General features: G+C 46.6%; 20 protein-coding genes. 12 read left to right on the top strand and 8 right to left on the bottom strand.

Features of this window, described 5'->3' with window-relative positions; genetic code table 11:
- The first annotated feature begins 197 nt into the window (after positions 1-197).
- The 3 genes from sppA to tyrA all read left to right on the top strand — a co-directional run bounded on the left by sppA (position 198) and on the right by tyrA (position 4,571).
- Positions 198-2,075 (top strand): signal peptide peptidase SppA, encoded by a 1,878-nt coding sequence (sppA, locus tag ASUC_RS08150; protein WP_012073302.1) that lies wholly within the window; start codon positions 198-200, stop codon positions 2,073-2,075.
- A gap of 180 nt (positions 2,076-2,255) precedes the next feature.
- Positions 2,256-3,305 carry a 3-deoxy-7-phosphoheptulonate synthase gene (locus ASUC_RS08145; protein WP_012073301.1) on the top strand — a complete coding sequence of 350 codons (1,050 nt, stop codon included), beginning with the start codon at positions 2,256-2,258 and terminating at the stop codon, positions 3,303-3,305.
- Positions 3,306-3,443: 138 nt separating this feature from the next.
- On the top strand, positions 3,444-4,571 hold the full coding sequence (gene tyrA, locus ASUC_RS08140) for a bifunctional chorismate mutase/prephenate dehydrogenase (protein ID WP_012073300.1): 1,128 nt from the start codon (positions 3,444-3,446) through the stop codon (positions 4,569-4,571).
- 61 nt (positions 4,572-4,632) lie between these two features.
- On the opposite strand, the gene ASUC_RS08135 is transcribed toward tyrA, so the two are convergent.
- Complete coding sequence (locus tag ASUC_RS08135) at positions 4,633-6,024, bottom strand: DASS family sodium-coupled anion symporter (protein WP_012073299.1); 1,392 nt, start codon at positions 6,022-6,024, stop codon at positions 4,633-4,635.
- 193 nt (positions 6,025-6,217) lie between these two features.
- Here ASUC_RS08135 and sucA point away from each other — a divergent pair, with 193 nt between their 5' ends.
- The 5 genes from sucA to ASUC_RS08110 all read left to right on the top strand — a co-directional run bounded on the left by sucA (position 6,218) and on the right by ASUC_RS08110 (position 13,123).
- The gene (sucA, locus tag ASUC_RS08130) at positions 6,218-9,043 is read left to right on the top strand and encodes a 2-oxoglutarate dehydrogenase E1 component (RefSeq protein ID WP_012073298.1); all 2,826 of its coding nucleotides are present in this window, start codon (positions 6,218-6,220) and stop codon (positions 9,041-9,043) included.
- A gap of 23 nt (positions 9,044-9,066) precedes the next feature.
- Positions 9,067-10,245, top strand: a complete 1,179-nt coding sequence (odhB, locus tag ASUC_RS08125; protein WP_012073297.1) for a 2-oxoglutarate dehydrogenase complex dihydrolipoyllysine-residue succinyltransferase — start codon at positions 9,067-9,069, stop codon at positions 10,243-10,245.
- Between the two features lie 188 nt (positions 10,246-10,433).
- On the top strand, positions 10,434-11,594 hold the full coding sequence (gene sucC / locus ASUC_RS08120; RefSeq protein WP_012073296.1) for an ADP-forming succinate--CoA ligase subunit beta: 1,161 nt from the start codon (positions 10,434-10,436) through the stop codon (positions 11,592-11,594).
- Positions 11,595-11,605: 11 nt separating this feature from the next.
- Positions 11,606-12,475: a succinate--CoA ligase subunit alpha gene (gene sucD / locus ASUC_RS08115; protein ID WP_012073295.1), complete on the top strand. Its 870-nt coding sequence runs from the start codon at positions 11,606-11,608 to the stop codon at positions 12,473-12,475.
- Positions 12,476-12,583: 108 nt separating this feature from the next.
- Positions 12,584-13,123, top strand: a complete 540-nt coding sequence (locus ASUC_RS08110; protein WP_012073294.1) for a DUF5358 domain-containing protein — start codon at positions 12,584-12,586, stop codon at positions 13,121-13,123.
- Positions 13,124-13,193: 70 nt separating this feature from the next.
- Here ASUC_RS08110 and hemH read toward each other — a convergent pair whose 3' ends face one another.
- From hemH to ASUC_RS08095, 3 genes are read right to left on the bottom strand one after another with little or no spacing between them, the layout of a single operon-like run.
- The gene (gene hemH / locus ASUC_RS08105; RefSeq protein WP_012073293.1) at positions 13,194-14,168 is read right to left on the bottom strand and encodes a ferrochelatase; all 975 of its coding nucleotides are present in this window, start codon (positions 14,166-14,168) and stop codon (positions 13,194-13,196) included.
- On the bottom strand, positions 14,161-14,583 hold the full coding sequence (locus ASUC_RS08100; protein WP_012073292.1) for a hotdog fold thioesterase: 423 nt from the start codon (positions 14,581-14,583) through the stop codon (positions 14,161-14,163). The genes hemH and ASUC_RS08100 overlap by 8 nt, the downstream gene beginning before the upstream one ends.
- Before the next feature lie 11 nt (positions 14,584-14,594).
- Positions 14,595-15,365, bottom strand: coding sequence for a TOBE domain-containing protein (locus ASUC_RS08095; RefSeq protein WP_012073291.1), 771 nt, complete (start codon positions 15,363-15,365; stop codon positions 14,595-14,597).
- Between the two features lie 137 nt (positions 15,366-15,502).
- Between ASUC_RS08095 and modA the strand changes: the two genes are divergently transcribed.
- Positions 15,503-16,276 carry a molybdate ABC transporter substrate-binding protein gene (modA, locus tag ASUC_RS08090; protein ID WP_012073290.1) on the top strand — a complete coding sequence of 258 codons (774 nt, stop codon included), beginning with the start codon at positions 15,503-15,505 and terminating at the stop codon, positions 16,274-16,276.
- Positions 16,277-16,401: 125 nt separating this feature from the next.
- On the opposite strand, the gene rarD is transcribed toward modA, so the two are convergent.
- The 4 genes from rarD to ASUC_RS08070 form a co-directional block, all read right to left on the bottom strand.
- The gene (gene rarD / locus ASUC_RS08085; RefSeq protein WP_012073289.1) at positions 16,402-17,292 is read right to left on the bottom strand and encodes an EamA family transporter RarD; all 891 of its coding nucleotides are present in this window, start codon (positions 17,290-17,292) and stop codon (positions 16,402-16,404) included.
- Between the two features lie 9 nt (positions 17,293-17,301).
- Positions 17,302-17,943, bottom strand: coding sequence for a monofunctional biosynthetic peptidoglycan transglycosylase (gene mtgA, locus ASUC_RS08080; protein ID WP_049752225.1), 642 nt, complete (start codon positions 17,941-17,943; stop codon positions 17,302-17,304).
- A gap of 91 nt (positions 17,944-18,034) precedes the next feature.
- On the bottom strand, positions 18,035-18,340 hold the full coding sequence (gene trpR / locus ASUC_RS08075) for a trp operon repressor (protein ID WP_012073287.1): 306 nt from the start codon (positions 18,338-18,340) through the stop codon (positions 18,035-18,037).
- Positions 18,341-18,374: 34 nt separating this feature from the next.
- On the bottom strand, positions 18,375-20,396 hold the full coding sequence (locus ASUC_RS08070; protein WP_012073286.1) for a transglycosylase SLT domain-containing protein: 2,022 nt from the start codon (positions 20,394-20,396) through the stop codon (positions 18,375-18,377).
- Positions 20,397-20,518: 122 nt separating this feature from the next.
- On the opposite strand from ASUC_RS08070, the gene ASUC_RS08065 reads away from it, so the two are divergent.
- The 3 genes from ASUC_RS08065 (at position 20,519) to rpsA (ending at position 23,820) form a co-directional block, all read left to right on the top strand.
- Positions 20,519-21,358 (top strand): VirK/YbjX family protein, encoded by an 840-nt coding sequence (locus ASUC_RS08065; protein WP_012073285.1) that lies wholly within the window; start codon positions 20,519-20,521, stop codon positions 21,356-21,358.
- Positions 21,359-21,373: 15 nt separating this feature from the next.
- A complete protein-coding gene (gene cmk / locus ASUC_RS08060; protein WP_041834651.1) occupies positions 21,374-22,066 on the top strand; it encodes a (d)CMP kinase in 693 nt (230 codons plus the stop codon).
- A 101-nt stretch (positions 22,067-22,167) separates the two neighbouring features.
- Entirely contained in the window at positions 22,168-23,820 is a 1,653-nt protein-coding gene (gene rpsA, locus ASUC_RS08055) for a 30S ribosomal protein S1 (RefSeq protein WP_012073283.1), read from the top strand.
- Positions 23,821-23,855: the final 35 nt, after the last annotated feature.

Here is a 23,855-nt window from a genome sequence, read left to right as displayed (position 1 = left end):
TAGGACTATGACAGGATTATCGGGCTGACAATAAAATTATTGAAAGCGCCTTAAAAGTGCGGTCGAAAAATCATCGGAAATTTAAATTTTCCGGCGCCAGCCTCCGTCATACCGGTTAACTTTACGCCATGAAATCACTGATATTCTGTTGTATTTCTGATATAGTACGCTCATTTTCGGTTTGAAGCAGAGGTATTATGAAATTTCTTTTGAATCTGGTGAAATATGCTTGGCGGGCATTGAATTTTATCCGTGATGTGGTGATGAACCTGTTCTTTTTAGCGTTTATCCTGTTAGCGTTGACGGTATTCGGTCTGGTTTTTTCCTATAAAGCCGGTACGACGCAATTGGTAGGAAATCAGGGGGCGCTGTTATTAAATTTAGACGGCTATCTGGCGGACAACCGCGATGAGAGCCTGACCTGGCAGAAAGCTTTACAGGAAGTAAACAGTAATAAAATACCGATGCAGATTTCCACTTTTGATGTGGTTTATGCCGTTGAAAACGCTAAAGACGACGAGCGTATTAAAGGGCTGGTGCTGGATTTGAATTTCTTTGAAGGCGCGGATTTGCCGGCGCTGGATTATGTGGGGAATGCCATTCAACACTTTAAAACTTCGGGCAAACCGGTGATTGTATATGCGGACAATTATACGCAGGCACAATATTATTTGGCCAGTTTTGCCGATGAAATTTACCTGAATCCGGCGGGGGCGGTGGATATTAGAGGGATGACGGCCAAGAATCTGTATTTCAAATCCATGCTGGATAAATTAGATATCACCCCTCATGTTTTTCGTGTCGGCACCTATAAATCCGCCGTGGAACCGTTTTTACGCGACGATATGTCGCCGGAAGCCAAAGCCAATGCCGCTTTATGGGTAAACGGTATGTGGGATAACTATAAACAGCAGGTAGCGCAAAACCGTACGATTCAAACCTCGCAGATATTGCCCGAACCCAATCGCTATTTGCAGGATTTAAAAGCATTGAACGGCGATAACACCCGTTATGCCGAGCAACGCCGGTTAGTGACGACATTGGCTACATCTTCGGAAATGAATGAAAAACTGACTGCACTTTTCGGTAAAGACGATGAAGGGACGGCGAAGCGGGTCGATTTGGCTACTTATCTCAGTGCATTGCCGGATCGTCTCGGCGGCAGCGGCGGGAAAGATTTCAATATCGCCGTAGTGAACGTGGAAGGCACTATTATTGACGGCGAAAGCGATGATCAAAACGTCGGCGGCGATACCGTTGTGAAACTGTTACAGCAGGCGCAAACCGACGAGCGGATTAAGGCGTTGGTATTACGGGTGAACAGTCCGGGCGGCAGTGCATTCGCCTCGGAAAAAATCCGTCAGGAACTGACCGCACTTCAAAAACAGGGTAAACCGGTGGTGGTTTCCATGGGCGGCATGGCTGCGTCCGGCGGCTATTGGATTTCCAGTACTGCGGATTATATCGTGGCGGATAAAAATACCTTAACGGGTTCTATCGGTATTTTCGCTATGTTTCCGACATTTGAGAAAACCGCTAAGAATATAGGTGTGACGGCGGACGGCATCAGCACATCGCCGTTAGCCGATATTTCTTCGTTGGAATCGCCGTCAAAAGTAGTAAAAGATGTTTACCAGCTGGAAATCGAACACGGTTATGATGAGTTTCTGCGTGTTGTGAGCGAAGGCCGCCGCCTCGACAAAGAGCAGGTCGATCAAGTGGCGCAGGGGCAAGTGTGGTTAGGACAGGATGCGGCGAAATATCATCTGGTGGACGCATTGGGTAATTTTGATGCCGCCGTGAACAAAGCGTTCGAATTGGCAACGCAGGATCTGACGGAAGATAAAAAACCGGATTATTCCGTGTCATGGCTGGTGGATGAGCCGCAGGGCATTCGTGCGTGGTTAAAAGAATTGAAAAGCGAAGCCGAGGTATTGATTCGAACTTCCGTGCTGAATTCCGTCGGTTTACCGAAAGACATCCGAACCGTACAGAAACAACTTGGCGTGTTGAATCGGTTTAATGATCCGAAAGGGCAGTATTTATATTGCCTGAACTGCGGTACGGTAAAATAACCGCATAAAATTTGACCGCACTTTTCCGTTTTCTCATTGAAGCGTAAAGTGCGGTCGTTTTTTTGTGTTTTTTCGTTAACCGGTTCTAATTAGCCGTTGCAATGAGAAAACTTATTGTGTAATGTAAGCCTTACATTATTCGTACATAAAAATTTACAGTAAAAATAACAAGGAAGAAAAATGAAAGACAGTATCCACAATATTCATATTGTTGACGAAAAAGTTTTGATTACCCCGGCCGAACTGAAAAAAAAATTACCGTTACCCGCCCACTTGCGCACCCAGGTAGAAACCCACCGTCGTGAAATCGCCGATATTATTCATAAAAAAGACAACCGTTTGTTAGTGGTAATCGGTCCTTGTTCCGTGCATGACCCCAAAGCGGCATTGGATTATGCCGGACGGTTAAAAGCATTATCGGACGAATTGAAAGATCAGCTTTATATCGTTATGCGGGTTTATTTCGAAAAACCGCGAACTACCGTGGGTTGGAAAGGGTTGATTAATGATCCGAAAATCAACGGTACTTTCGATGTGGAAAACGGATTGCACATCGCCCGTAAGTTATTGTTGGATCTGGCGGAAATAGGATTACCGTTGGCGACGGAAGCGTTGGATCCGATGACGCCGCAATACTTGGCCGATTTATTCAGTTGGTCGGCTATCGGTGCGCGTACTACAGAATCTCAAACTCACCGCGAATTAGCGTCCGGTTTATCCATGGCCGTGGGATTCAAAAACGGTACGGACGGTAGTCTGGGTACTGCGATTAACGCCATGAAAGCCGCATCGATGGGACACAGTTTCATCGGTATCAACCAGCAAGGTCAGGTGAATTTACTGCATACCGAAGGCAATCCGGACGGCCATGTGATTTTGCGCGGCGGTAAAGCGCCGAATTATGCGGCGGGATTCGTAAAAAAATGCGAGGAAGAACTGGAAAAAGCCGGCTTGGAATCTTCGATTATGATCGACTGCAGCCACGGCAATTCCAATAAAGATTACCGTCGTCAGCCGCTGGTAGCGGAAGATGCTTTGCAACAGCTCGTGAACGGCAGTAAATCCATCATCGGGTTAATGATTGAAAGCAACATCAACGCGGGTAATCAATCGGCGGAACAACCGGTGAGCGAAATGAAGTACGGCGTATCCATCACCGATGCCTGTATTGATTGGGAAACGACGGACAATCTGCTGCGTAAAATTGCGGGCGGATTGAAAAATCGTTAGAATGGTCTAACATCAACGGCTGTTGCCGGCATGGCGGACAGGTTAAAAAAACTGTATTTTTCGACCGCACTTTATGCGTATAACTATCTTTAAGGACGCAGCTTTCGCGTCCTTTTCCCGTATTTAGAGAAAATCGGAATGGAAGCACTGAAAGAAATCAGAAAAGAAATTGACGCCTTGGATAAAGAGCTTATCGAGGTGTTTGCCAAACGTCTGGCATTAGTGAAAAAAGTAGGTGAAATAAAACATAAACACGGATTACCTATTTATGTACCGGAACGCGAAGCGGATATGCTGGCGGCCCGCCGTCAGGAAGCGGAAAAAACGGGCGTGCCGGCCGATTTAATCGAAGACGTTTTGCGCCGTTTAATGCGGGAATCCTACGCCAGTGAAAATGATTACGGGTTTAAAACCGTGAATCCTGCGATTAAGAAAATTGTGATTGTGGGCGGAAACGGTAAATTAGGCGGCTTATTCGCCCGTTTTCTGCGCGCTTCGGGTTATCATGTAGACACGATGGGCAGCAGGGACTGGGAAAGCGCGGACAAAATTTTAGCGGATTCCGATGTGGTGATGGTGTGTGTGCCGATTGCCAAAACATTAGAAACTATTGAGCGGTTGAAACCTTATCTGACGGAAAGCATGTTGCTGACGGATTTAACCTCCGTGAAGCGCCGTCCGTTAGAAAAAATGCTGGAAGTGCACACCGGCGCTGTAGTGGGGTTGCATCCGATGTTCGGTCCGGATATCGCCAGCATGGCGAAACAAATTGTAGTGCGTTGCGACGGGCGTTATCCGGAACGTTATGAATGGCTGCTGCAACAAATCGGTATTTGGGGGGCGAAAATCTATCAAGCGGATGCCGCCGAACACGACCACAGTATGACGTATATTCAGGCGCTACGCCATTTTTCGACCTTCGCCAACGGCTATCATCTCTCCCGCCAGCCGGTCAAACTGGCGAATATTCTGGCGTTGTCTTCACCGATTTACCGTTTGGAATTGGCGATGATCGGACGACTGTTCGCACAAGACGGCGAACTTTACGCCGATATTATTATGGATAAACCGGAAAATCTGGCGGTGATCGAAAGCTTGAAACAAAGCTACGAAGAAAGTCTGAAATTCTTTGAAAACGGCGATAAAGCCGGCTTTATCGAAGCCTTTAATCAGGTGCGCGAATGGTTCGGCGAATATTCCGAACAATTTATGAAAGAAAGCCGCCAGTTGTTACAACAGGCGAATGATTATCGTCAGCACGATTAATCAGGCATGAAGTTAAAAAGTGCGGTGAAACTGACCGCACTTTTTGCTTTCGGGCGTAAGATTAATTCAACCAGAACAAGTAACCGAAAGTAGCGATGATAAAAATACTGACGAGATTTAAGATCACCCCGGCTCTCACCATTTCGCGTTGTTTCACGATACCGGCACCGAATATGATGGCGTTCGGCGGAGTGGCGACAGGCAGCATGAAGGCACAGGAGGCGCCCAAACCGATGATTAAGGCTAATCCGAGTTCCGGCATGCCCAATGCTTGCGCAATGGAAATAAAAATCGGTACTAAAAGTGCGGCGCTGGCGGTATTGCTGGTAAATTCCGTTAAAAAAACAATGAAAGCGGCGACAATAATACCGATAAGGTAGAAATGCCCGCCCTGAATAAGGAATACGATACCGTCCGCCATGATTTTGCTGGCGCCGGAATTTTTTAATACGCTGCTTAAGGTTAAACCGCCGCCGAATAAAAGCAACACGCCCCATTCGGTATTATCCTGAATCTGTTTCCAGGATGCCACACCCGCTACAGCAATGAGTACCGCCGCCAGTAATGCGACGACACTGTCGAAGCTGCCCACTTTTTTGCTTAATCCCAATAATTCGGTAAATATCGGGTTAAGTTGTGAGCTGAAAATCCAACAAACGGCGACGAAGAGGAAAATCAGTAAAGTTTTCCAACGATCACCGTTCATTTCAACCTGTTCGAATTTTTGTTCGAAACGGAAATTTAAGCGCGGTTTGAATACGATGAATAAAGCGCCGATCATGATCGGCATTAAAATAGCGACTACCGGTAAACCGTACCATAACCAATCGGAGAAGGTCAGGTGAAGTTGGGACGCAACGATGGCATTGGGCGGACTACCGACAAGGGTGCCCATACCGCCGATACTGGCGCTATAAGCAATACCGAGCAACACGAATACATAGGTATTGTATTGCCGTTCGCGATCAAGCTGGCTTAACACGCCCATAGCAAGCGGTAACATCATGGCGGCGGTTGCGGTGTTGCTGATCCACATAGATAAGAACGCGGTAGCGACGAATAAATAAATGACGGCAACCAGTAAATTTCCTCTGGCCAAAGCCATAATTCGGTTGGCTATCAGTTGGTCCAGTTTTTGAATATGTAATGCCGTAGCCAGAGCAAAACCGCCGAAAAACAGGAAGATCGTCGGATCGGCAAATGCAACCAACGCTTCTTTTGTGCTGACAAGTCCAAGCCCGATCGCCAATAAAGGTACCAACAACGCGGTAACGCTGACGTGCAGGGTTTCGGTCAGCCAAAGAACGGCGACAAACGCCAATAAAGCCAATCCTTTGTTCGCTTGAGCGTCAAACGGCAGCCATTTAAGCAAGGCGGCAAACAACAGGATGTCCAAACAGAGAATGATGATTTTCGGATTAAACCGCGATTTAAGTTCCGGCGTGATATTCATATCTCGCTCCTTAGTTAATGAAGTAGAGTAGTTAAGTTCCCAGTTGTCACAGTATTGTCTTTTAACAAAAAAACAACAATTTTTTTTCAAAATTGTGACGAACATCAAAATATTTTATGAAATACTGTGGTTAAATTTCAAAAAAATTTTTTCTCTGTATAATGCGCATATTGCAAATGCATAAGGAAGTTGTATGCCGAATAATCAGTTTCATTCATTTCAGCAATGGCTCAGTCAAACAGCGCTGGGCGGCGCGAATCAATCTTATATCGAAGCCCTTTACGAAGATTACCTGCAAGATCCGAATAACGTCGACGACAGCTGGCGCACCGTTTTTAATTCTTTCCCGAAACCCACCGCGCTTTCGCCGGAACAACCCCATTCTCCGGTACGCGATTATTTCAAGCGCCTTGCCCGCGATAATACTCGGGCCGGCACAACCGTTGTGGTGGATCCGAAAGTCAGCGCGCGTTTAGTCAAGGTATTGCAATGGGTGAACGGACATCGCAACCGCGGGCACTTAGATGCGAATCTGGATCCGTTAAAACTTTGGGAACGTATGCCGTCTCCGACTTTGGATTATAAGTTTTACGGTTTTACCGATGCGGATTTGGATAAAGAATTCGATATTGGCGGTTATGTGTATAACCGTGAAAAAATCACCTTGCGCGAATTGGAATATAATCTGAAAAACACCTACTGCGGCACTTTGGGTTTCGAGTTCATGCACGTGAACGATTTGGAGGCGCGTACATGGTTACAGCGCAAAGCGGAAAATTTACTGAATAAGCCGCTGTTTAATCGTGACGAGAAGATACGGTTTTTAGAAGAATTAACCGCCGCGGACGGCCTGGAACGTTACTTGGGCGCAAAATTTCCGGGGGCAAAACGTTTTTCGCTGGAGGGCAGTGACGGTTATATCCCGTTAATGAAAGAGATTATTCGCCACGGCGGTAAAAACGGCGTGAAAGAAATCGTATTCGGCATGGCGCACCGCGGACGGTTGAACATGCTGGTAAATGTGCTGGGTAAAGAACCGTCGCAGCTGTTTGATGAATTTGCCGGCAAACATTCCGGCGATCGCACCGGCGATGTGAAATACCATCAGGGCTATTCTTCCGATTTTATGACGGAAGGCGGCGTAGTGCATTTGGCTTTGGCCTTTAACCCGTCTCATTTGGAAATTGTCAGTCCGGTTGTCATCGGTTCTGTGCGAGCCCGCCAAAAACGGTTGGGTGATCAAACCAAAGATCAGGTTTTACCTGTCACCGTGCATGGCGATTCCGCCGTAATCGGACAAGGCGTAGTTCAGGAAACCTTAAACATGTCGGCAACCCGAGGTTATAACGTGGGCGGTACTATTCGTGTGGTAATTAATAACCAAATAGGTTTCACCACCTCCAATACCAAAGATACCCGCTCCACGGAATACTGTACCGATATCGCTAAAATGATCGAAGCGCCGGTAATTCATGTGAACGGCGACGATCCTGAAGCCATCGCTTATGCGGCACGTATGGCGGTGGAATTCCGCATGCGGTTTAAACGGGATATTTTTATCGATCTGGTGTCTTACCGTCGCCATGGCCACAATGAGGCGGACGAACCCTTAGCCACTCAACCGGTGATGTATAAACTCATTAAAAAACATCCGACAGCGCGTAAAGTATATGCGGATCGGCTGGTGAGCGAAGGCGTCATTAACGAATCCGACGCTATCGAATTGATGAATGATTACCGTAAGGCTTTGGATGAAGGTGATTGTGTGGTGAAAGAATGGCGTAAAACGAATAAACCTTCGGCACAATGGTATAAATTCCTTGGCGCGGATAACGGCGGACGGGAAGCGGAATACAACGGTCGGTTTGATCCGGTTCGTTTTAAAACTTTAGCGGAACGTGTTTGCGAATATCCGGCTGACCATCCGATTCATCCGCGAGTGGAAAAGGTTTATAACGACCGTAAATTAATGGCTGCGGGTGAAAAAGCGCTGGATTGGGGAATGGCGGAAATTATGGCGTACGCTACCTTGCTGGCGGACGGTCATCATGTACGTATTTCCGGTGAGGACGCCGGACGCGGGACTTTCTTCCATCGTCAGGCGGTGTTGCATAATCAAAACGAGCGCAAAGCCTATATTCCGTTGATGCATTTGCAGCCGCAACAAGGACGCTTTGAAGTGTGGGATTCCGTACTTTCCGAAGAAGCGGTGTTAGCGTTTGAATACGGGTATGCGGCGACGGATCCCAATACGCTGACCATTTGGGAGGCGCAATTCGGCGATTTCGCCAACGGTGCGCAGGTGGTGATCGACCAGTTTATCAGTTCCGGCGAACAAAAATGGGGCAGAATGTGCGGTTTGGTCATGTTACTGCCGCACGGTTACGAAGGACAGGGGCCGGAACATTCCTCCGCCCGTCTGGAGCGTTATTTACAACTTTGCGCCCAGCAAAATATGCAGGTTTGCGTGCCTTCCACGCCAAGTCAGATTTACCACTTATTGCGCCGTCAAATGTTGCGCGCCGAGCGTCGTCCGTTAATCGTGATATCGCCGAAATCTTTATTACGCCACCCGCTGGTGGTGTCGCAAACGGACGAATTCGTTAACGGCGCTTTCCGTCGCGTGATTGACGAAATCGACGACATTAAACCGGAAAATGTCAAGCGGGTGATTTTCTGCGCCGGTAAAGTGTATTACGATTTATTGGAAGAGCGTCGTAACAAACAACAAACCGACATCGCGATTATCCGTATCGAACAGCTTTATCCGTATCCGCACGAAGAAGTGCGGTCGGTTTTGGCAAAGTTTTCCCATGTGAAGGATTTCATCTGGTGTCAGGAAGAGCCGCTTAACCAAGGCGCGTGGTATTGCAGCCAGCATAATTTCCGTGCCGGTTTGCCGGATGGCGCCACCCTGAATTACGTGGGACGCCCGGCTTCCGCTTCGCCGGCGGCAGGCTACGGCGCATTGCACAGCACACAACAACGTACATTGATTACGGAAGCATTAACATTTTAACGAATTGAATGAAGGAATATGACATGAGCCATTTTGATATTATCACGCCCGATTTACCCGAGTCCGTTGCCGATGCGACGGTAGTGAAATGGCATAAAGCGGTAGGCGACGACATTAAACGCGATGACATTCTCGTGGAAGTGGAAACGGATAAAGTGGTGTTGGAAGTGCCGGCGTTGGACAGCGGCGTACTGGAAAGCATTGACCAGCCGGAAGGTGCGACGGTTGTCAGCAAACAACTATTAGGGCGTGTAGCAAAAGGCGAAACCGTGGTAGCACCGGTTTCTGCCCAACCGTTACAAACCGAATCCCGTCCGGCACCGGATCATCATGATTCGCTCGGACCTTCCGTGCGCCGTTTGGTGGGCGAACACGATTTAAATCCGCAGGATATTTCCGGTTCCGGCAAACACGGTCGTATCACGCGTGAAGACGTAGCGCAGGCTTTGGCGGATAAAGAAGCGCAATCAGCCCAAACTGCGGTCAAAAACTCAGCGGAATTTCGCGATGAGCAGCGCGTGCCGATGACGCGTCTGCGTAAACGCATCGCCGAACGGTTATTGGAAGTGAAAAATACCACGGCAATGCTGACTACCTTTAATGAGGTGGATATGCAGCCGATTATGCAGTTGCGCAAAAAGTACGGTGAAAAATTTGAAAAACAGCATGATGTGCGCCTCGGATTTATGTCTTTCTACGTGAAAGCCGTGGTAGAAGCCTTGAAACGTTATCCGGTTATCAATGCTACCATCGACGGCGACGATATTCTGTATCACAATTATTTCGATATCAGTATCGCCGTTTCCACCCCGCGCGGCTTGGTGACGCCGGTGTTGCGCGATTGCGATAAAATGAGTATGGCGGATATAGAGAAACAAATCAAAGTGTTGGCGGAAAAAGGTCGCGACGGCAAACTCACGGTGGAAGACTTAACCGGCGGCAATTTCACTATTACCAACGGCGGGGTATTCGGTTCGTTAATGTCCACCCCGATTATCAATCCGCCGCAAAGCGCTATTTTGGGCATGCACACTATTAAAGACCGTCCGGTTGCAGTAGACGGCCAAGTAGTGATTCGCCCGATGATGTATTTGGCATTATCTTATGATCACCGCTTAATCGACGGCAAAGACAGCGTTCGATTTCTGGTCACCATTAAAGATTTGCTGGAGGATCCGACCAGACTGTTATTGGAAATTTAACCCACGATTAACGCTCAACCGCACTTAACGTGCGGTTATTTTTTGCCGTTTTTTCAACTTTTTCTTTTCATTACGATATTGATAAAAACAATTTTAATGAAAAAACAAATGGTTAATTCCCGTTTTTCCCTTAAAAAAAAACGTACTACCGTGTAGAATACCGCCATGAAATTTAAAAAGGGTAAAACATGAATCTACACGAATACCAATCAAAACAAATTTTTGCGCAGTACGATTTGCCCGTCAGCAAAGGTTATCCGTGCGAAACGGTGGAGCAGGCATTGAAAGCGATTGAAAAACTGGGCGGCGACCAATGGGTGGCGAAATGTCAGGTATATGCCGGAGGTCGCGGCAAAGCGGGCGGCGTAAAAGTGGTGAGTTCCGAAGCGGAAGTGCGGTCGTTTTTTGAACGGTTTTTAGGTAAACGCTTGGTGACATTGCAAACGGATGCTCAGGGTCAGCCGGTGAATACCATTTATCTGGAGGCCTGCGCCGCAGTAAAAAAAGAATTGTATGTGGGAATGGTGATTGATCGCGCCAACCGCCGTATCGTATTTATGGCGTCAACGGAAGGCGGCGTAAATATCGAAGAAGTCGCGGAAAAAACACCGCATTTACTGCATAAAGTAGCGATAGACCCGTTCATGGGCGCACAACCTTTTCAGGGGCGCGAACTGGCCTGTAAATTAGGGTTGACCGGTAAACAAATCCATCAATTTGCCCATATTTTCTGCCGGTTGAGCAAAATGTTCAGCGAAAAAGATTTGAGTTTGGTGGAAATCAATCCGTTGGTGATTTTGCAAAATGACGATCTGCATTGTCTGGATGCCAAAATTGTGGTGGACGGTAACGCCTTATATCGCCATGCCGATTTGAAATCCTTGCAGGATCCGAGTCAGGAAGATCCGCGCGAAGCGGAAGCGGAAGCCTTGGGGCTAAATTATGTGGCGTTGGACGGCAATATCGGTTGCATGGTGAACGGCGCAGGTTTGGCTATGGGTACTATGGACATCATAAAACTGCAGGGAGGATTGCCGGCAAACTTTCTTGACGTAGGCGGCAGCGCTACCAAAGAACGGGTGGCGGGCGCGTTCAAAATCATTCTTTCCGACACCAATGTAAAAGCCATTTTGGTGAATATTTTTGGCGGCATTGTGCGTTGCGATCTTATCGCCGAAGGTATTGTGGCGGCAGTCAATGAAGTGGGCGTTACCGTGCCGGTGGTGGTGCGCTTGGAAGGTAATAACGCCGAACGCGGACGGGAAATTTTGGCTCAAAGCGGACTTAACATTATTGCCGCAGAAAGCTTAAAAGATGCAGCTGTTCAGGCTGTGAACGCAGCAAAATAGGAGAGCACGGCATGTCAATTTTAATTAATAAAAACACTAAAGTGATCTGCCAGGGATTCACCGGCGGACAAGGCACCTTCCACAGCGAACAGGCATTGGCATACGGCACGAAATTAGTGGGCGGTACCAGTCCGGGTAAAGGCGGTACGACGCATTTGGGATTGCCGGTGTTTGATACGGTACGCGAAGCGGTGCAAAAAACCGGAGCCACCGCCAGCGTGATTTATGTGCCGGCACCGTTCTGTAAGGACGCCATTCTGGAAGCGATTGACGCCGGCATCCGGTTGATTGTCTGCATTACCGAAGGTATTCCTACTTTGGATATGCTGCAAGTGAAAGAAAAATTGGATGAAACCGGTGTGGTGATGATTGGGCCGAACTGTCCCGGCGTAATTACCCCGGAAGAATGCAAAATCGGCATTATGCCGGCGAATATTCACAAAAAAGGATGTGTCGGCATCGTATCCCGTTCCGGTACGCTGACTTATGAAGCGGTGAAACAAACGACGGATGAAGGATTCGGACAATCTACCTGCGTGGGCATCGGCGGCGATCCGATCCCCGGTTCGAGTTTTATTGAAATTCTACAACGTTTCGAAGACGACCCGGAAACCGAAGCCATCGTGATGATCGGCGAAATCGGCGGCTCGGCGGAAGAAGAAGCGGCAGATTTTATCAAACACCATATAACCAAACCGGTGGTCAGCTACATTGCCGGCATTACCGCACCGAAAGGCAAACGCATGGGACACGCCGGCGCCATCATCAGCGGCGGCAAAGGTACCGCGGCGGAAAAAATCAAAGCGCTGCAGGAAGCCGGTGTCACTACGGTACAAAGTCTGGCGGATATAGGTTCGGCATTGAGAAATATTTTAGGTTAGTTTTCTGAAAGTGCGGTCAATTTTAGCTGCACTTTTTACGGATACGTTGACGAAGTAAATTTTCTGTCTAAAATAACACAATGATTTTTTGAATGAAGGAATGTAGTCGTGTTTAAAAAAATTATCTTGTCGGCGGCAGTGCTGGCGATGTTAGGCTGCGGGACGACGCAATCCACGATTCCGGCGGAATATGCGGGTGCGGCTTATGAATTATCCGACGCGGATGCGCAAAAATGGGCGTTTGCCGCGAAACAGGCGGAACAATGCATTTATCCGCATCTGACCCGAATTCAGTATGAACATTTTCAAAAAGAGGATAGCTACATTTATTCTCAATACGTTTTTTTCTATCCGTTGGAAGACATTATCGGCGAAGATCACGTAAAAATGATTCAAAATGATAAAAAATCCATGGATTATGCAACTTATCAGTTTAAAAAATATAAATCCAAATCACCGGTAGAGGCGATGGAACCGGCTCCGTGTAAAATCCTGCAAACCAAAGCGCGGGAAGATTTGGCGGTGGTAAAAGGACAGCATGTTTCCGGCATGGTGGATGAGAAAAAGGCGGACGGCAGAAATATAGCCACCGAAGAAAACCGGTTCTTCTTCGATATTATCAAATGGGGATCTGCGCTGTTGTTATAGCGGCATTTTGTAAGACAATAGTAAAAAGTGCGGTCAAAAATGACCGCACTTTTTGTGTGTCTGATACGAATTAACTTTGTCGTATAATTAATTGCGCCATCATTTCGATATGTTCCGGGCTATCGTTTAGTGCGGGAATGTAATGGTAACGTTTCCCGCCGTTCGCCAGAAACAGATCCCGGTTGGTTTCGGCAATTTCTTCCAAGGTTTCCAGACAATCGCAGGCAAATCCCGGGCTGATGACGGCGATTTTTTCAATGCCTTGTGCCGCCGCATTTTGCAGAAAATGATCGGCATAGGGTTGTAACCATTCTTCCCGTCCGAAACGGGATTGAAATACCATGCCCCATTGCGTTTCCAGCAAACCGAGTTTATCCGCTACGGCAAGGGTGGTTTGGCGGCAGTATTCACGGTAATCGTCACCCTCCTGTTCATAACGCAGCGGAATGCCGTGATAAGAAAACAATAAAAACTCATCATTTTTTAACCGCACTTTAATGCTCTCGGTTAACGAGTTGATGTAATTTTCATCCAAATGATAAGAATGAATAAAGGAAAATGGCAGCATTTTGCGGGTGCTTTGCAGGGCGCGGGCGAAAGCGTCGAATGCCGCTGCCGTGGTGGTGCTGCTGTACTGCGGATAAAGCGGCAGAGCCACAATCCGTTCGACACGGGCATTTAACAGATTTTCGAGGGCTTGTTGAACGCTCGGGTTGCCGTAAGTCATGCCGATTTCCACTTGCGCATCGATTCCTAATGTCTGTAAACGGGCTTGTAGTGCGGTTTTTTGTCCTTTGGAATAAGCCAGCAGGGGGGAACCTTGTTCCGTCCAGACGGACTGATAATTATGGCTGATTCGGCGGGAACGTGAGGGCAAAATAATGCCTTTCAGCAGCGGTAGCCATTTCCAGCGCGCTAAATCGATAATCCGCGGATCCGTTAAAAACTGTTCCAGATAACGGGAAATGGCTTTGGGAGTCGGTTCGTCCGGCGTTCCCAGATTAATCAGCAGAACGCCGAGTTTTGTATTGGTTAAATCAGCCATGTTGCACCACCGAAAGCGTTAAACGCGATACGCAACAAAGTTTATCCTGCTGATCGCGGAGATGAATATCCCAAACCTGTAAAGTTTGACCTAAACGGACCGGGGTGGCGCGTGCGGTAATTTCGCCGGATTTTACCGGGCGTAAATGACTGGCATTGATTTCAATGCCCGCTGCCGTCTGATTGTCATCCGCGCATAACCAACCTGCCATAGAACCGACGGTTTCTGCCAATGCGGCAGAAATTCCACCGTGCAATAAACCGAATGGTTGAGTTGTGCGTCGGTCTACAGGCATGGCGGCTTCCAGCCAATCGTCGCCGAAAGCGGTAAACCGAATACCGAGATGGGAAACGGCACAATTTCGGCTGAGTCGATTAAGTTGTTCAAGAGTAAAAAGTTTTTTCCAGATTCGCATAGTCAATTGATTTAAAGTGTCGCCAGAATAATTTGTTCGGGGGCGATCGTCATCCATATTTTATCGCCCACGCGGTAACGATTATTTTTTACCGTAGTCGCCCATTCCGTTTCACCGACGGTTAACAGAATTTCGTTTTCGTTACCGATATTTTGTACGGATGTAATAGTGCCGGCCAGCAGATTTGCAGGAGTATTTTGCGGCGTAACCGCCGATAGCTGAATCCAAGGCGCTTTAATCATCAGCATCACTTCTTTGTGTAAAGCGAGTTGTAAACGAACCGCACTTTTAGCGGTAATAGAAACCGAAATCGGCTGCTGGATTCCTTCTATTTGAATGTCCGCCAGACAATGTAAATCGCTCGTTTGCAGAGATATTACACGTCCTGTAAATTGATTGCGGGCACTGCTTTGCAGGGAAAATTTGGCGAAGGCTGACAACAGGCTGTCCAGCGGAACGGTTTCGTCTTGCAGAACGGTAAATGCTTTTTTCTGCGTTTTTTCCAGTAAATCATAAAGCTGCAGTAATCGTTCGGCGTAAGCGGTTAAATTGGTGCCGCCGCCGTGACGACCGCCGGTGTTGCGCTCCAACAGCGGTTTCGGGCTGATTTCATTCATTGCCGCTAAATGATCCCATGCACTTTTGTAACTTACACGGGCGTTTTTTGCAGCTTGGTTAATGGAACCGCATTGTCGAATTTCCTTCAGCAGGCGAATTCTTTTGGGGTCCACAAAAAGTTGTTGCTGCAATTTGATGGTAAGAAGAATTTCCGTATTGAGCATGCGTCATCCCGTCAGTATTTGAATGGGATTATTTTACGGGTAATCCGCATTTTTTTATAGCTTTTATTTATAGTTAAGTTATATAATTTATTACATATATCTTAAATTATATAACGCATGAAAGGAGCAAAAAAATTATGCAGTCAAAACTGAAAGGTAAGTTAAAAAATCTTACTTTGTTAATCGGTTGTTCTTTATTTGTCATGAGTGCGGAAGCTAAAGTTACGGTATTTGCCGCCGCATCCATGACAAATGCCTTACAGGAAGTGGCGGATGGGTATAAAAAAGCGAATCCGCAGGAAGAAATCGTGTTTTCTTTCGCATCCTCTTCCGTCTTGGCGCGTCAAATTAACGAGGGGGCGCCGGCGGATATTTTTGTCTCGGCGGATCAAAAATGGATGGATTTTCTGGTACAGAAACAGGCGATTGAGCCGCAAACCCGTACTAATCTGGTCGCTAACCGTTTAGTGATGATTGCGCCCGCAGACAGCAAGCTGACGACTGTCAATTTAACCGATAAACAATGGCAGCAGGCATTGAAAGATTCATATTTAGCGGTAGGCGATCCCGATCATGTGCCGGCGGGACTATATGCCAAAGCGGCATTCACTTATTTAAATCAATGGGATGACGTTAATAAAAAATTAGCCCGGGCGGATAACGTACGCAAGGCGTTGTTATTGGTGGAAAAAGGAGAAAGTCCGTTAGGTGTAGTGTATGCCACCGATGCAGCAGCCAGTCAAAAAGTGAAAATCGTTGCGACGTTTCCTGCGCAATCTCACCCGCCGGTGGAATATCCGACGGCGATGGTGAAAGGGCATGATAATGCGGAAAGTCGGGCTTTTTTCCAATATATGACATCGCCGGAATCCAAAGCTGTTTGGGAAAAATACGGTTTTAAGGCGGAATAAGTGCGGTCGAAAATTCCCTTGTTTTTATAACCCCTTGTTTTATAAAATAAAGCGAATGATGATGTTGTCACATTCGCTTTTTTAAACTCATAGAATAAAAAATACAATTATTTTTGACCGCACTTTTAAGTCCGTTTAGCTTTTGCCCGCATTGCCCATAAGAAAATCGCGACGCCTATCCACACCAGAATATAACCGATTAACCGTTCAGTCGATAATTTTTCGCCCAGTAATAAGAAACCGCAGAGGAATTGCAGGGAAGGTGAAATATATTGCAACATGCCGAGTAAGGACATGGAAATCTGACGGGCCCCCATGGCAAACCATAGTAACGGAATGGTGGTCGCCGCACCGGAACCCAGTAAAACCGCCAGTTGCAAATTGTCTAACTGGCTGAAAACCAAGTTGTTCTGCATGGCACAGAACGCCAGATAGCCCAAAGCAAAGGGGGAAAGCAGCAGCGTTTCCAGAGCCAGACCGGCTAAGGCTTCCATCGGCGCCAGCTTGCGGATTAACGCATAGAAACCGAAACTGCCCGCCAGCAGCAATGCCACCCACGGAATTTGTCCCGCCGGCACGGCAAGCCACAAAATTCCCGCCGTTGCTGAAGCGAGCGCCAAAAGTTGGGCTTTATTCAGTTTTTCTTTAAATACCAACCAGCCTAGAAACACGTTAAACAGCGGGTTAATAAAATAGCCGAGGCTGGCGTCCAGTACGTGCCTATTGACAATCGCCCACAGATAAACCAGCCAGTTGAGGGCGATAAGAAATGCCGATGTGAGGAATACGGCTAAAATACGCGGTTGTTTAAATGCATGTAGTACGGCTCTGCCTTGCTTGAACACGAATAACAGAAAAACTGCGAATACTGCCGACCAAACGATCCGTTGCGCCAAAATTTGCTCCGCCGGCATAGCGGAATGATTAAGCGGATACCAATAAAGCGGAAATGTTCCCCAGGTTGCGTAACATAAAAAGGCGTAATGCCAGCCTTTCGGTTTAATGTTAAATGTCATACGTTTTCTCTATAATCGGTTTAAATAACTTTTTCCTAATGCATTCATTTGCCGCAAAATCCAAGCCTGTCTGCGTTTTACCAACGGACCGGGCGTTTTGACTTTATAAGCGATAGGATTGGGCAGGACGGCAACCAATAAAGCCGCTTCCGAAGACGTCAGGTTTTTAGCCGACTTTTTAAAATAATAACGGCTGGCGGCTTCTACGCCAAAAATACCGTTACCGAATTCGGCAATATTCAAATATACCTCAAGAATGCGTTTTTTGGACCAAAGCAGTTCCAAAGACAGTGTCACCGGGACTTCCAAACCTTTGCGCAGCCAGCTTTGTCCGTGCCATAAATACAGATTTTTGGCAGTTTGTTGGCTGATAGTGGAACCGCCGCGGATGCGTTTGGAGGTTTCATTATGTTTAAAGGCCTGTTCAATGGCAAACCAATCGAAGCCCCAGTGAACGGGGAACCTTTGATCTTCCGCCGCGATGACGGCAAGTTGTACGTTCGGGGAGATATTATCCAGACTCACCCAATCGTAATGAACAGCGTAATCGAAATCGAGTCGCATTAAACGGCTGATTTTTTGTTGGGCGATGTAAGCGGAAAAGGGAATGGGGACAAAACGAAAAAGCAGTGTGACGGCAAAAAACGTCATAAAAAAATACAATAAAAAACGACCGCACTTTCTTTTCGCAAGATTTTTAACCAAGCGGAAGAAAGTGCGGAGAATGGTTAAGCTGAACAGTTTATGACTGTGTTTCGGCATCGACTTGTTCTTTCACCCACGCCAGAAAATCCGGATCCATCATTTTCAACATATTGGAACCGCGTGTGATAGTTGCCGCACTGGTACTCAGATTTTGTTGAATTTCCCGCTGCGGTACGTTTTTATCTAATAATTGCGCCACAATCTGCAGGCGCAACCCCACCGCATCTCGCTCGTCCGGCGTGAGCAGAAGCGTCAGAAACTCTTGTTCTTTGCCTTCTTTAAACGCCGTACGCAATGTTTCGATAAAGGTATTCCAATGATCCATGTTGCGGCTGATGTACATAGCAGTCTCCGATTACACTATTAAACTAGTGCAATCAGTATAACCGATCTGATTCCTCTTTTGAAAATAATTGTTGCGGTTGTGCCTGTAAAATTTGGTAATAGCTGTCATAGGCCAAAACATTTTGCACATAACCACGGGTTTCAAAAAACGGAATCGAAGCGATAAATTCCGCCATTGACAGGCGGTTATTGGATTTTGCCAACCATTTGTCCACCCGGTCGGTACCCGCATTATAAGCGGCGGCGATAAGAATGCGGTTGTCGCCGTATTTATTTTGTAATTCCTGCAAATGCGCCGTGCCGAGCATAATGTTGTTAAACGGGTCAAACAACTGGCTTTCGTTGTTATACGGCAATTGAGTGCGTGTGGCGGTGAGTTTTGCCGTTGCCGGCAATAGCTGCATTAAACCGCGGGCATTGGCGAAAGATACCGCGTTGGGGCGCCATGCGCTTTCCTGACGGGCGATAGCCATGGCGAAAGTGCGACGGATTTTTTTGCCGTTTAAATGTAAATCGAATAAATCGGAATAGGCGTTAGGCAGACGCAGGCTGACGTAATTCCAGGCTTTAGCCTGAATAGTCGCTTCTACGCTTAAATCATACCAGCCTTGTTTTTCCGCATATCGGGCAAGATGCAGTTTTTGTTCGAACGAAGCCGCATCCATTAAACTTTTCCATTCGCTGTACATGTAGGCGGTATGATTCAGCATGCGTAATTCCGCAATTCTTGCCAACGGTTTGACGAATTCCCGTTCTGCCGTAACCGGCGTTTTTTGTCCTTCCGCTACGGATTCGCGTAAGGTTTCCATGGTCGGTTTATAAGGTAGACCCAATTCATGAGCGGCCAGCATACCGTAGAATCCACGGGTTTTGGAAAGTGCGGTCAAAATTTGCTTGGATTTTTCGGTATCGCTGTTTTTCGCCTGCCAGTATTGCCATTCGTCTTTTTGACGGGCGGCTTCCGATAATAAATTTAACCAGTCCGACGTGGGCGTTTGTTCGCGAATTGCCATGCGGATACGGCGTTCGGTTAATTTTTCGTCTTTTAAATTCAGTAATTGTTGATCGCGCCAAGTTTTGAATTCCGCATTTTCGCTATCGAAAAACTGAGTCAGATAAAGCTTTTTCCAATCGTTAATTTGGGAGTTGTCTAAGTTAAAACTTTTTGCCCAGATTTCGAATTTTTCAAAATATTTTGCCGGTTCTTTAACCTGATTTTCCGTTAAGGTTTTCACGTAAGCCGGAAAAACCGCTAATAGAATCCGCTTTTCCAGCGGTTTGTTCGGGATAATATCAATGTAAAAACGGCTGTTTTTGTCCGTCAGTTTCTGCGGTGAAGTAAGTAATGCATGTAAATCCGCCACCCAGTTTTGGTTTTTTTCGTCTTTAAGCCGCTTTTGCAAATGGGTGAGCAAGCTTCCGTTACCTTGCTCGAATGCCATTACGGCGCGCTGGCGGGCAAGTTCCGGAGTTAAACCGCCTTGTTCGTGCCATTGGTTTAACAGCGCATCACACTGGCTTGGCAAACTGCTGCCGGTTAACCACAGTACGGTGAGATCTTCCTGCGACAGTTTGGGGGTAAGTGCGGTGGATTTTTCTTCCGTTTGGGGATTTGTTTTATCCTGGATATTCGGTAGAGAATTGGCTTTCGCCTGCACTAGAATGCATTGGGAACCCATATCCAGCGGTAAATTGGCACCGTTGGCTAAAATAGTTTGCCAGTCCTGTTTTTCCTGCAATGAACGCACCCATTCTTTTTTCAGCCGATTGGCAAAAGGCAGAGTGGGGTTGGCTTGTTGGTAAGCTTCGATATCGGCGAGACTGAGGTTATCTTTATTGGCATTCAACAGTTGATACTGGGCATAAGGATAAAGCGGATAATCTTGAATTTGTTCAAGCAGCGTCCGGACTAAATTGCGGGTCGGTTCGCTTTGCGAAATGGAAAGCAGTTCGCCGATTTTTTGATAAGCGGCGCGTTGTTGCGTTAAATCGGCGAAAGCAGAAAATGAAATAACGGACGCTAACAGCACGACGGACAAAGTAGAACGTTTCATATTTTTCCTAATAGTTTAAAAGTGCGGGCAAATTTAGTATAATTTCGCAGATTTTAGTTATCTCAGTTCAATTAGACAACAGGTTTTTTGTGAGTTCATTTTTATTTCCTACCTTTCAAGCCATGTACGGCCGGGAGCGCCGTTTAGGTAAGCGGATTCGTTCTTTTTTCCGTTATCATTTCTACATGCAACGTTATAAAGCCGAAATGCGGGAATTTGTGCAGTATTTGCAGCAACATCCGCAATGGCTGCCTGTGTTTGAGCAAAACGGATACCGTTTCAATGCGTTACTGGCGAAATTTTGTGATCGCCGTTTTTCCGTCCGGCAACGGCTTTCCGTTATGAAGTACGCTTTCGACTGTGCGGAACAGTGCTGGGGCAGTGAAAACTGTCGTCGTTTGGTGGCGCAGCAAAGTTTATTGCTGGCACAATTAACCGAGAATTGGGGAGTGTACCTGAATATTAATGCCATCGATCCTTTCGAAGGTTTTTTCTCGCTTAATATTAAAAATCGGGAAGGGCGTTCGGTATACGATGCGTCATTTACGTTTTTGCCGGAGAATCGGATTCTGATTGCATCGGTGCAAGGTCCGAACGGTGCGGAGGCACAGGAACTCGTAAAAACGGCAACCAAACAACTGCACGGTATGCGCCCGATGTATATGATTGTGCATGTATTTAGAACTTTGGCGGACGTGCTGGCTTACGAATTGCTCGGTATTGCCCATAAAAATCAGGCAAAATTCCGTTGGAACGATCATTCCAAGTTACTGTTCAATTACGACGAGTTCTGGCGGGAAAACGAAGGTGCGTTGGATGAAGAAGGTTATTGGCGTTTACCCTTGGAAGTGGAACGTAAACCGTTGGAAGAGATTCAGAGTAAAAAGCGTTCTATGTACCGTAAACGTTATGATATGTTCGACAGCATACAGCGATCTGTTCGGGATTTTTTTCATAAATAGGATGTAAATGTAAAAATGACAAATATGGTGATTACGGTCGACGGTCCGAGCGGCGCGGGAAAAGGAACGCTTTGTTATGCGTTGGCGAAAAAATTGGGTTTCTCCCTGCTAGATAGCGGTGCGATTTACCGTGTGACGGCGCTTGCCGCCCTGAAAACGCAGGAACAAGGGCAAAGTGCGGTTAAATTAGATGATGAATTTGCATTAGCCGAATTGGCGCGCAAACTGGATATTCAATTTTTACCGCAAAACGGAGAAGTTCAGATTTTTTTGGATGGTGAGAATGTCAGCGGACAAATCCGGACTCAGGATGTGGCGGATGCAGCGTCCAAAGTCGCCGTATTTCCTGCGGTGCGATCCGCGTTATTACAGCTTCAGCAAGACTTCGCCAAACAGGGAAAAGGGTTGATTGCGGACGGTCGGGATATGGGAACGGTGGTGTTTCCGAATGCTCAAGTGAAACTGTTTTTGGACGCCAGCGCGGAAGAACGTGCAAAAAGACGATATAAACAGTTGCAAAGTAAGGGGATTGATGGTAACTTTGCGCAGATTTTAGCCGAGATTAAAGAACGGGATTTTCGAGACAGAAATCGTCTTGTAGCGCCGCTGAAACCCGCCGATGATGCATTATTGCTAGACAGTACGGAACTCAGCATTGAAGATGTAATTGCACAGGCGTTGGCGTATATCGAATCCAAAACGGCTTAATTATTTTTAACCGGTTTGTTCACGGACGAATAAACATTATTACCAACCCCACTTATGACGGATTATGAGTGGACGTTATTAACTCAAAAAGAAGATTGAATATGTCAGAATCTTTTGCTCAACTATTTGAAGAATCATTACAAAACCTTGAAACTCAACGTTTAGGTTCAATCATCAACGGTACTGTTGTTGCTATCGAAAAAGGCTTTGTATACGTAGATGCGGGGTTAAAATCCGAAGCACGTATTCCGGCTGAAGAATTCGCAAATGCACAAGGTGAAGTTGACGTTAAAGTCGGCGACATCGTTAATGTTGCATTAGATGCAGTGGAAGACGGCTACGGTGAAACTAAACTTTCCCGTGAAAAAGCAGTACGTCACGAATCCTGGATCGAATTGGAAAAAGCATTCGAAGCACAAGCAAACGTTGTCGGTTTAATCAACGGTAAAGTAAAAGGCGGCTTCACAGTTGAGTTAAGCGGTGTTCGTGCATTCTTACCGGGTTCATTAGTCGATACCCGTCCGACTCGCGATGCCGATCACTTATTAGGTAAAGAATTAGAATTCAAAGTTATCAAATTAGACCAAAAACGTAACAACGTAGTTGTTTCTCGTCGTGCGGTAATCGAATCTGAAAACTCGGCGGATCGTGACGAAGTATTAGCGAACTTAGCTGAAGGCGTCGAAGTTAAAGGTATCGTTAAAAACTTAACTGAATACGGTGCGTTTGTTGATTTAGGCGGCGTTGACGGTTTATTACATATCACGGATATGGCATGGAAACGTGTTAAGCATCCAAGCGAAATCGTGAATGTAGGTGATGAAATCACAGTTAAAGTATTAAAATTCGACAAAGAACGTACGCGTGTATCTTTAGGCTTAAAACAATTAGGTCAGGATCCATGGGTAGCAATCGCTGAAAACTATCCGGTCGGCAGCAAATTAACCGGTAAAGTGACCAACTTAACCGATTACGGTTGTTTCGTTGAAATTTTAGATGGCGTTGAAGGTTTGGTTCACGTATCTGAAATGGATTGGACAAATAAAAATATCCACCCTTCAAAAGTTGTCAGCTTAGGCGACTCCGTTGAAGTAATGGTATTGGAAATCGATGAAGAACGTCGTCGTATTTCTTTAGGCTTGAAACAATGCAAACCAAACCCATGGTTACAATTTGCAGAAACTCACAATAAAGGTGACAAAGTTTCAGGCAAAATCAAATCAATCACTGATTTCGGTATCTTTATCGGTCTTGAAGGCGGTATCGACGGCTTAGTTCACTTATCCGACATTTCCTGGAATGTTCAAGGTGAAGAAGCTGTCCGTAACTATAAAAAAGGCGATGAAGTGGAAGCCGTAGTTTTACAAGTCGACTCAACAAAAGAACGTATTTCTTTAGGTATTAAGCAATTAGAAGATGATCCGTTCAATAACTTCGTATCAATCAACAAAAAAGGTGCGGTTTTATCCGCAACCGTAGTCGAAGCCGATGCGAAAGGTGCTAAAGTTGAATTGGCGGGTGGCGTTGAAGGTTACATCCGTGCGGCGGACTTAACAAACGAAGTTGCGGCAGGCGATGTCGTTGAAGCAAAATTCACCGGCGTTGACCGTAAAGCCCGCATCGTGCACTTGTCAGTGAAAGCGAAAGACCAGGCTGAAGAAGCTGCGGCGCTTGCAAGCGTGAACAGCAAGCAAGAAGAAGTTGCTATTCCTAATGCAATGGCAGCGGCATTCCAAGCGGCAAAAGGCGAATAATTTATTCCCTTGATTAACTGAAACCGGTGGGGTTT

The sequence above is a fragment of the Actinobacillus succinogenes 130Z genome, from assembly GCF_000017245.1.
In the GTDB taxonomy this organism is placed as follows: domain Bacteria; phylum Pseudomonadota; class Gammaproteobacteria; order Enterobacterales; family Pasteurellaceae; genus Exercitatus; species Exercitatus succinogenes.
Note: the sequence above shows the minus strand (reverse complement) of the source record. Positions and strands in the feature narration are given on the sequence as shown.

Coding starts and splice junctions, on each gene's coding strand:
- ASUC_RS08100 (WP_012073292.1), bottom strand. CDS start 14,583: ATGCGAATCTGGAAAAAACTTTTTACTCTTGAACAACTTAATCGACTC.
- rarD (WP_012073289.1), bottom strand. CDS start 17,292: ATGACATTTAACATTAAACCGAAAGGCTGGCATTACGCCTTTTTATGT.
- ASUC_RS08135 (WP_012073299.1), bottom strand. CDS start 6,024: ATGAATATCACGCCGGAACTTAAATCGCGGTTTAATCCGAAAATCATC.
- sucD (WP_012073295.1), top strand. CDS start 11,606: ATGTCAATTTTAATTAATAAAAACACTAAAGTGATCTGCCAGGGATTC.
- sppA (WP_012073302.1), top strand. CDS start 198: ATGAAATTTCTTTTGAATCTGGTGAAATATGCTTGGCGGGCATTGAAT.
- sucA (WP_012073298.1), top strand. CDS start 6,218: ATGCCGAATAATCAGTTTCATTCATTTCAGCAATGGCTCAGTCAAACA.
- tyrA (WP_012073300.1), top strand. CDS start 3,444: ATGGAAGCACTGAAAGAAATCAGAAAAGAAATTGACGCCTTGGATAAA.
- modA (WP_012073290.1), top strand. CDS start 15,503: ATGCAGTCAAAACTGAAAGGTAAGTTAAAAAATCTTACTTTGTTAATC.
- ASUC_RS08065 (WP_012073285.1), top strand. CDS start 20,519: ATGTACGGCCGGGAGCGCCGTTTAGGTAAGCGGATTCGTTCTTTTTTC.
- trpR (WP_012073287.1), bottom strand. CDS start 18,340: ATGTACATCAGCCGCAACATGGATCATTGGAATACCTTTATCGAAACA.
- odhB (WP_012073297.1), top strand. CDS start 9,067: ATGAGCCATTTTGATATTATCACGCCCGATTTACCCGAGTCCGTTGCC.
- hemH (WP_012073293.1), bottom strand. CDS start 14,168: ATGGCTGATTTAACCAATACAAAACTCGGCGTTCTGCTGATTAATCTG.
- sucC (WP_012073296.1), top strand. CDS start 10,434: ATGAATCTACACGAATACCAATCAAAACAAATTTTTGCGCAGTACGAT.
- rpsA (WP_012073283.1), top strand. CDS start 22,168: ATGTCAGAATCTTTTGCTCAACTATTTGAAGAATCATTACAAAACCTT.
- cmk (WP_041834651.1), top strand. CDS start 21,374: ATGACAAATATGGTGATTACGGTCGACGGTCCGAGCGGCGCGGGAAAA.
- mtgA (WP_049752225.1), bottom strand. CDS start 17,943: ATGACGTTTTTTGCCGTCACACTGCTTTTTCGTTTTGTCCCCATTCCC.
- ASUC_RS08095 (WP_012073291.1), bottom strand. CDS start 15,365: ATGCTCAATACGGAAATTCTTCTTACCATCAAATTGCAGCAACAACTT.
- ASUC_RS08145 (WP_012073301.1), top strand. CDS start 2,256: ATGAAAGACAGTATCCACAATATTCATATTGTTGACGAAAAAGTTTTG.
- ASUC_RS08070 (WP_012073286.1), bottom strand. CDS start 20,396: ATGAAACGTTCTACTTTGTCCGTCGTGCTGTTAGCGTCCGTTATTTCA.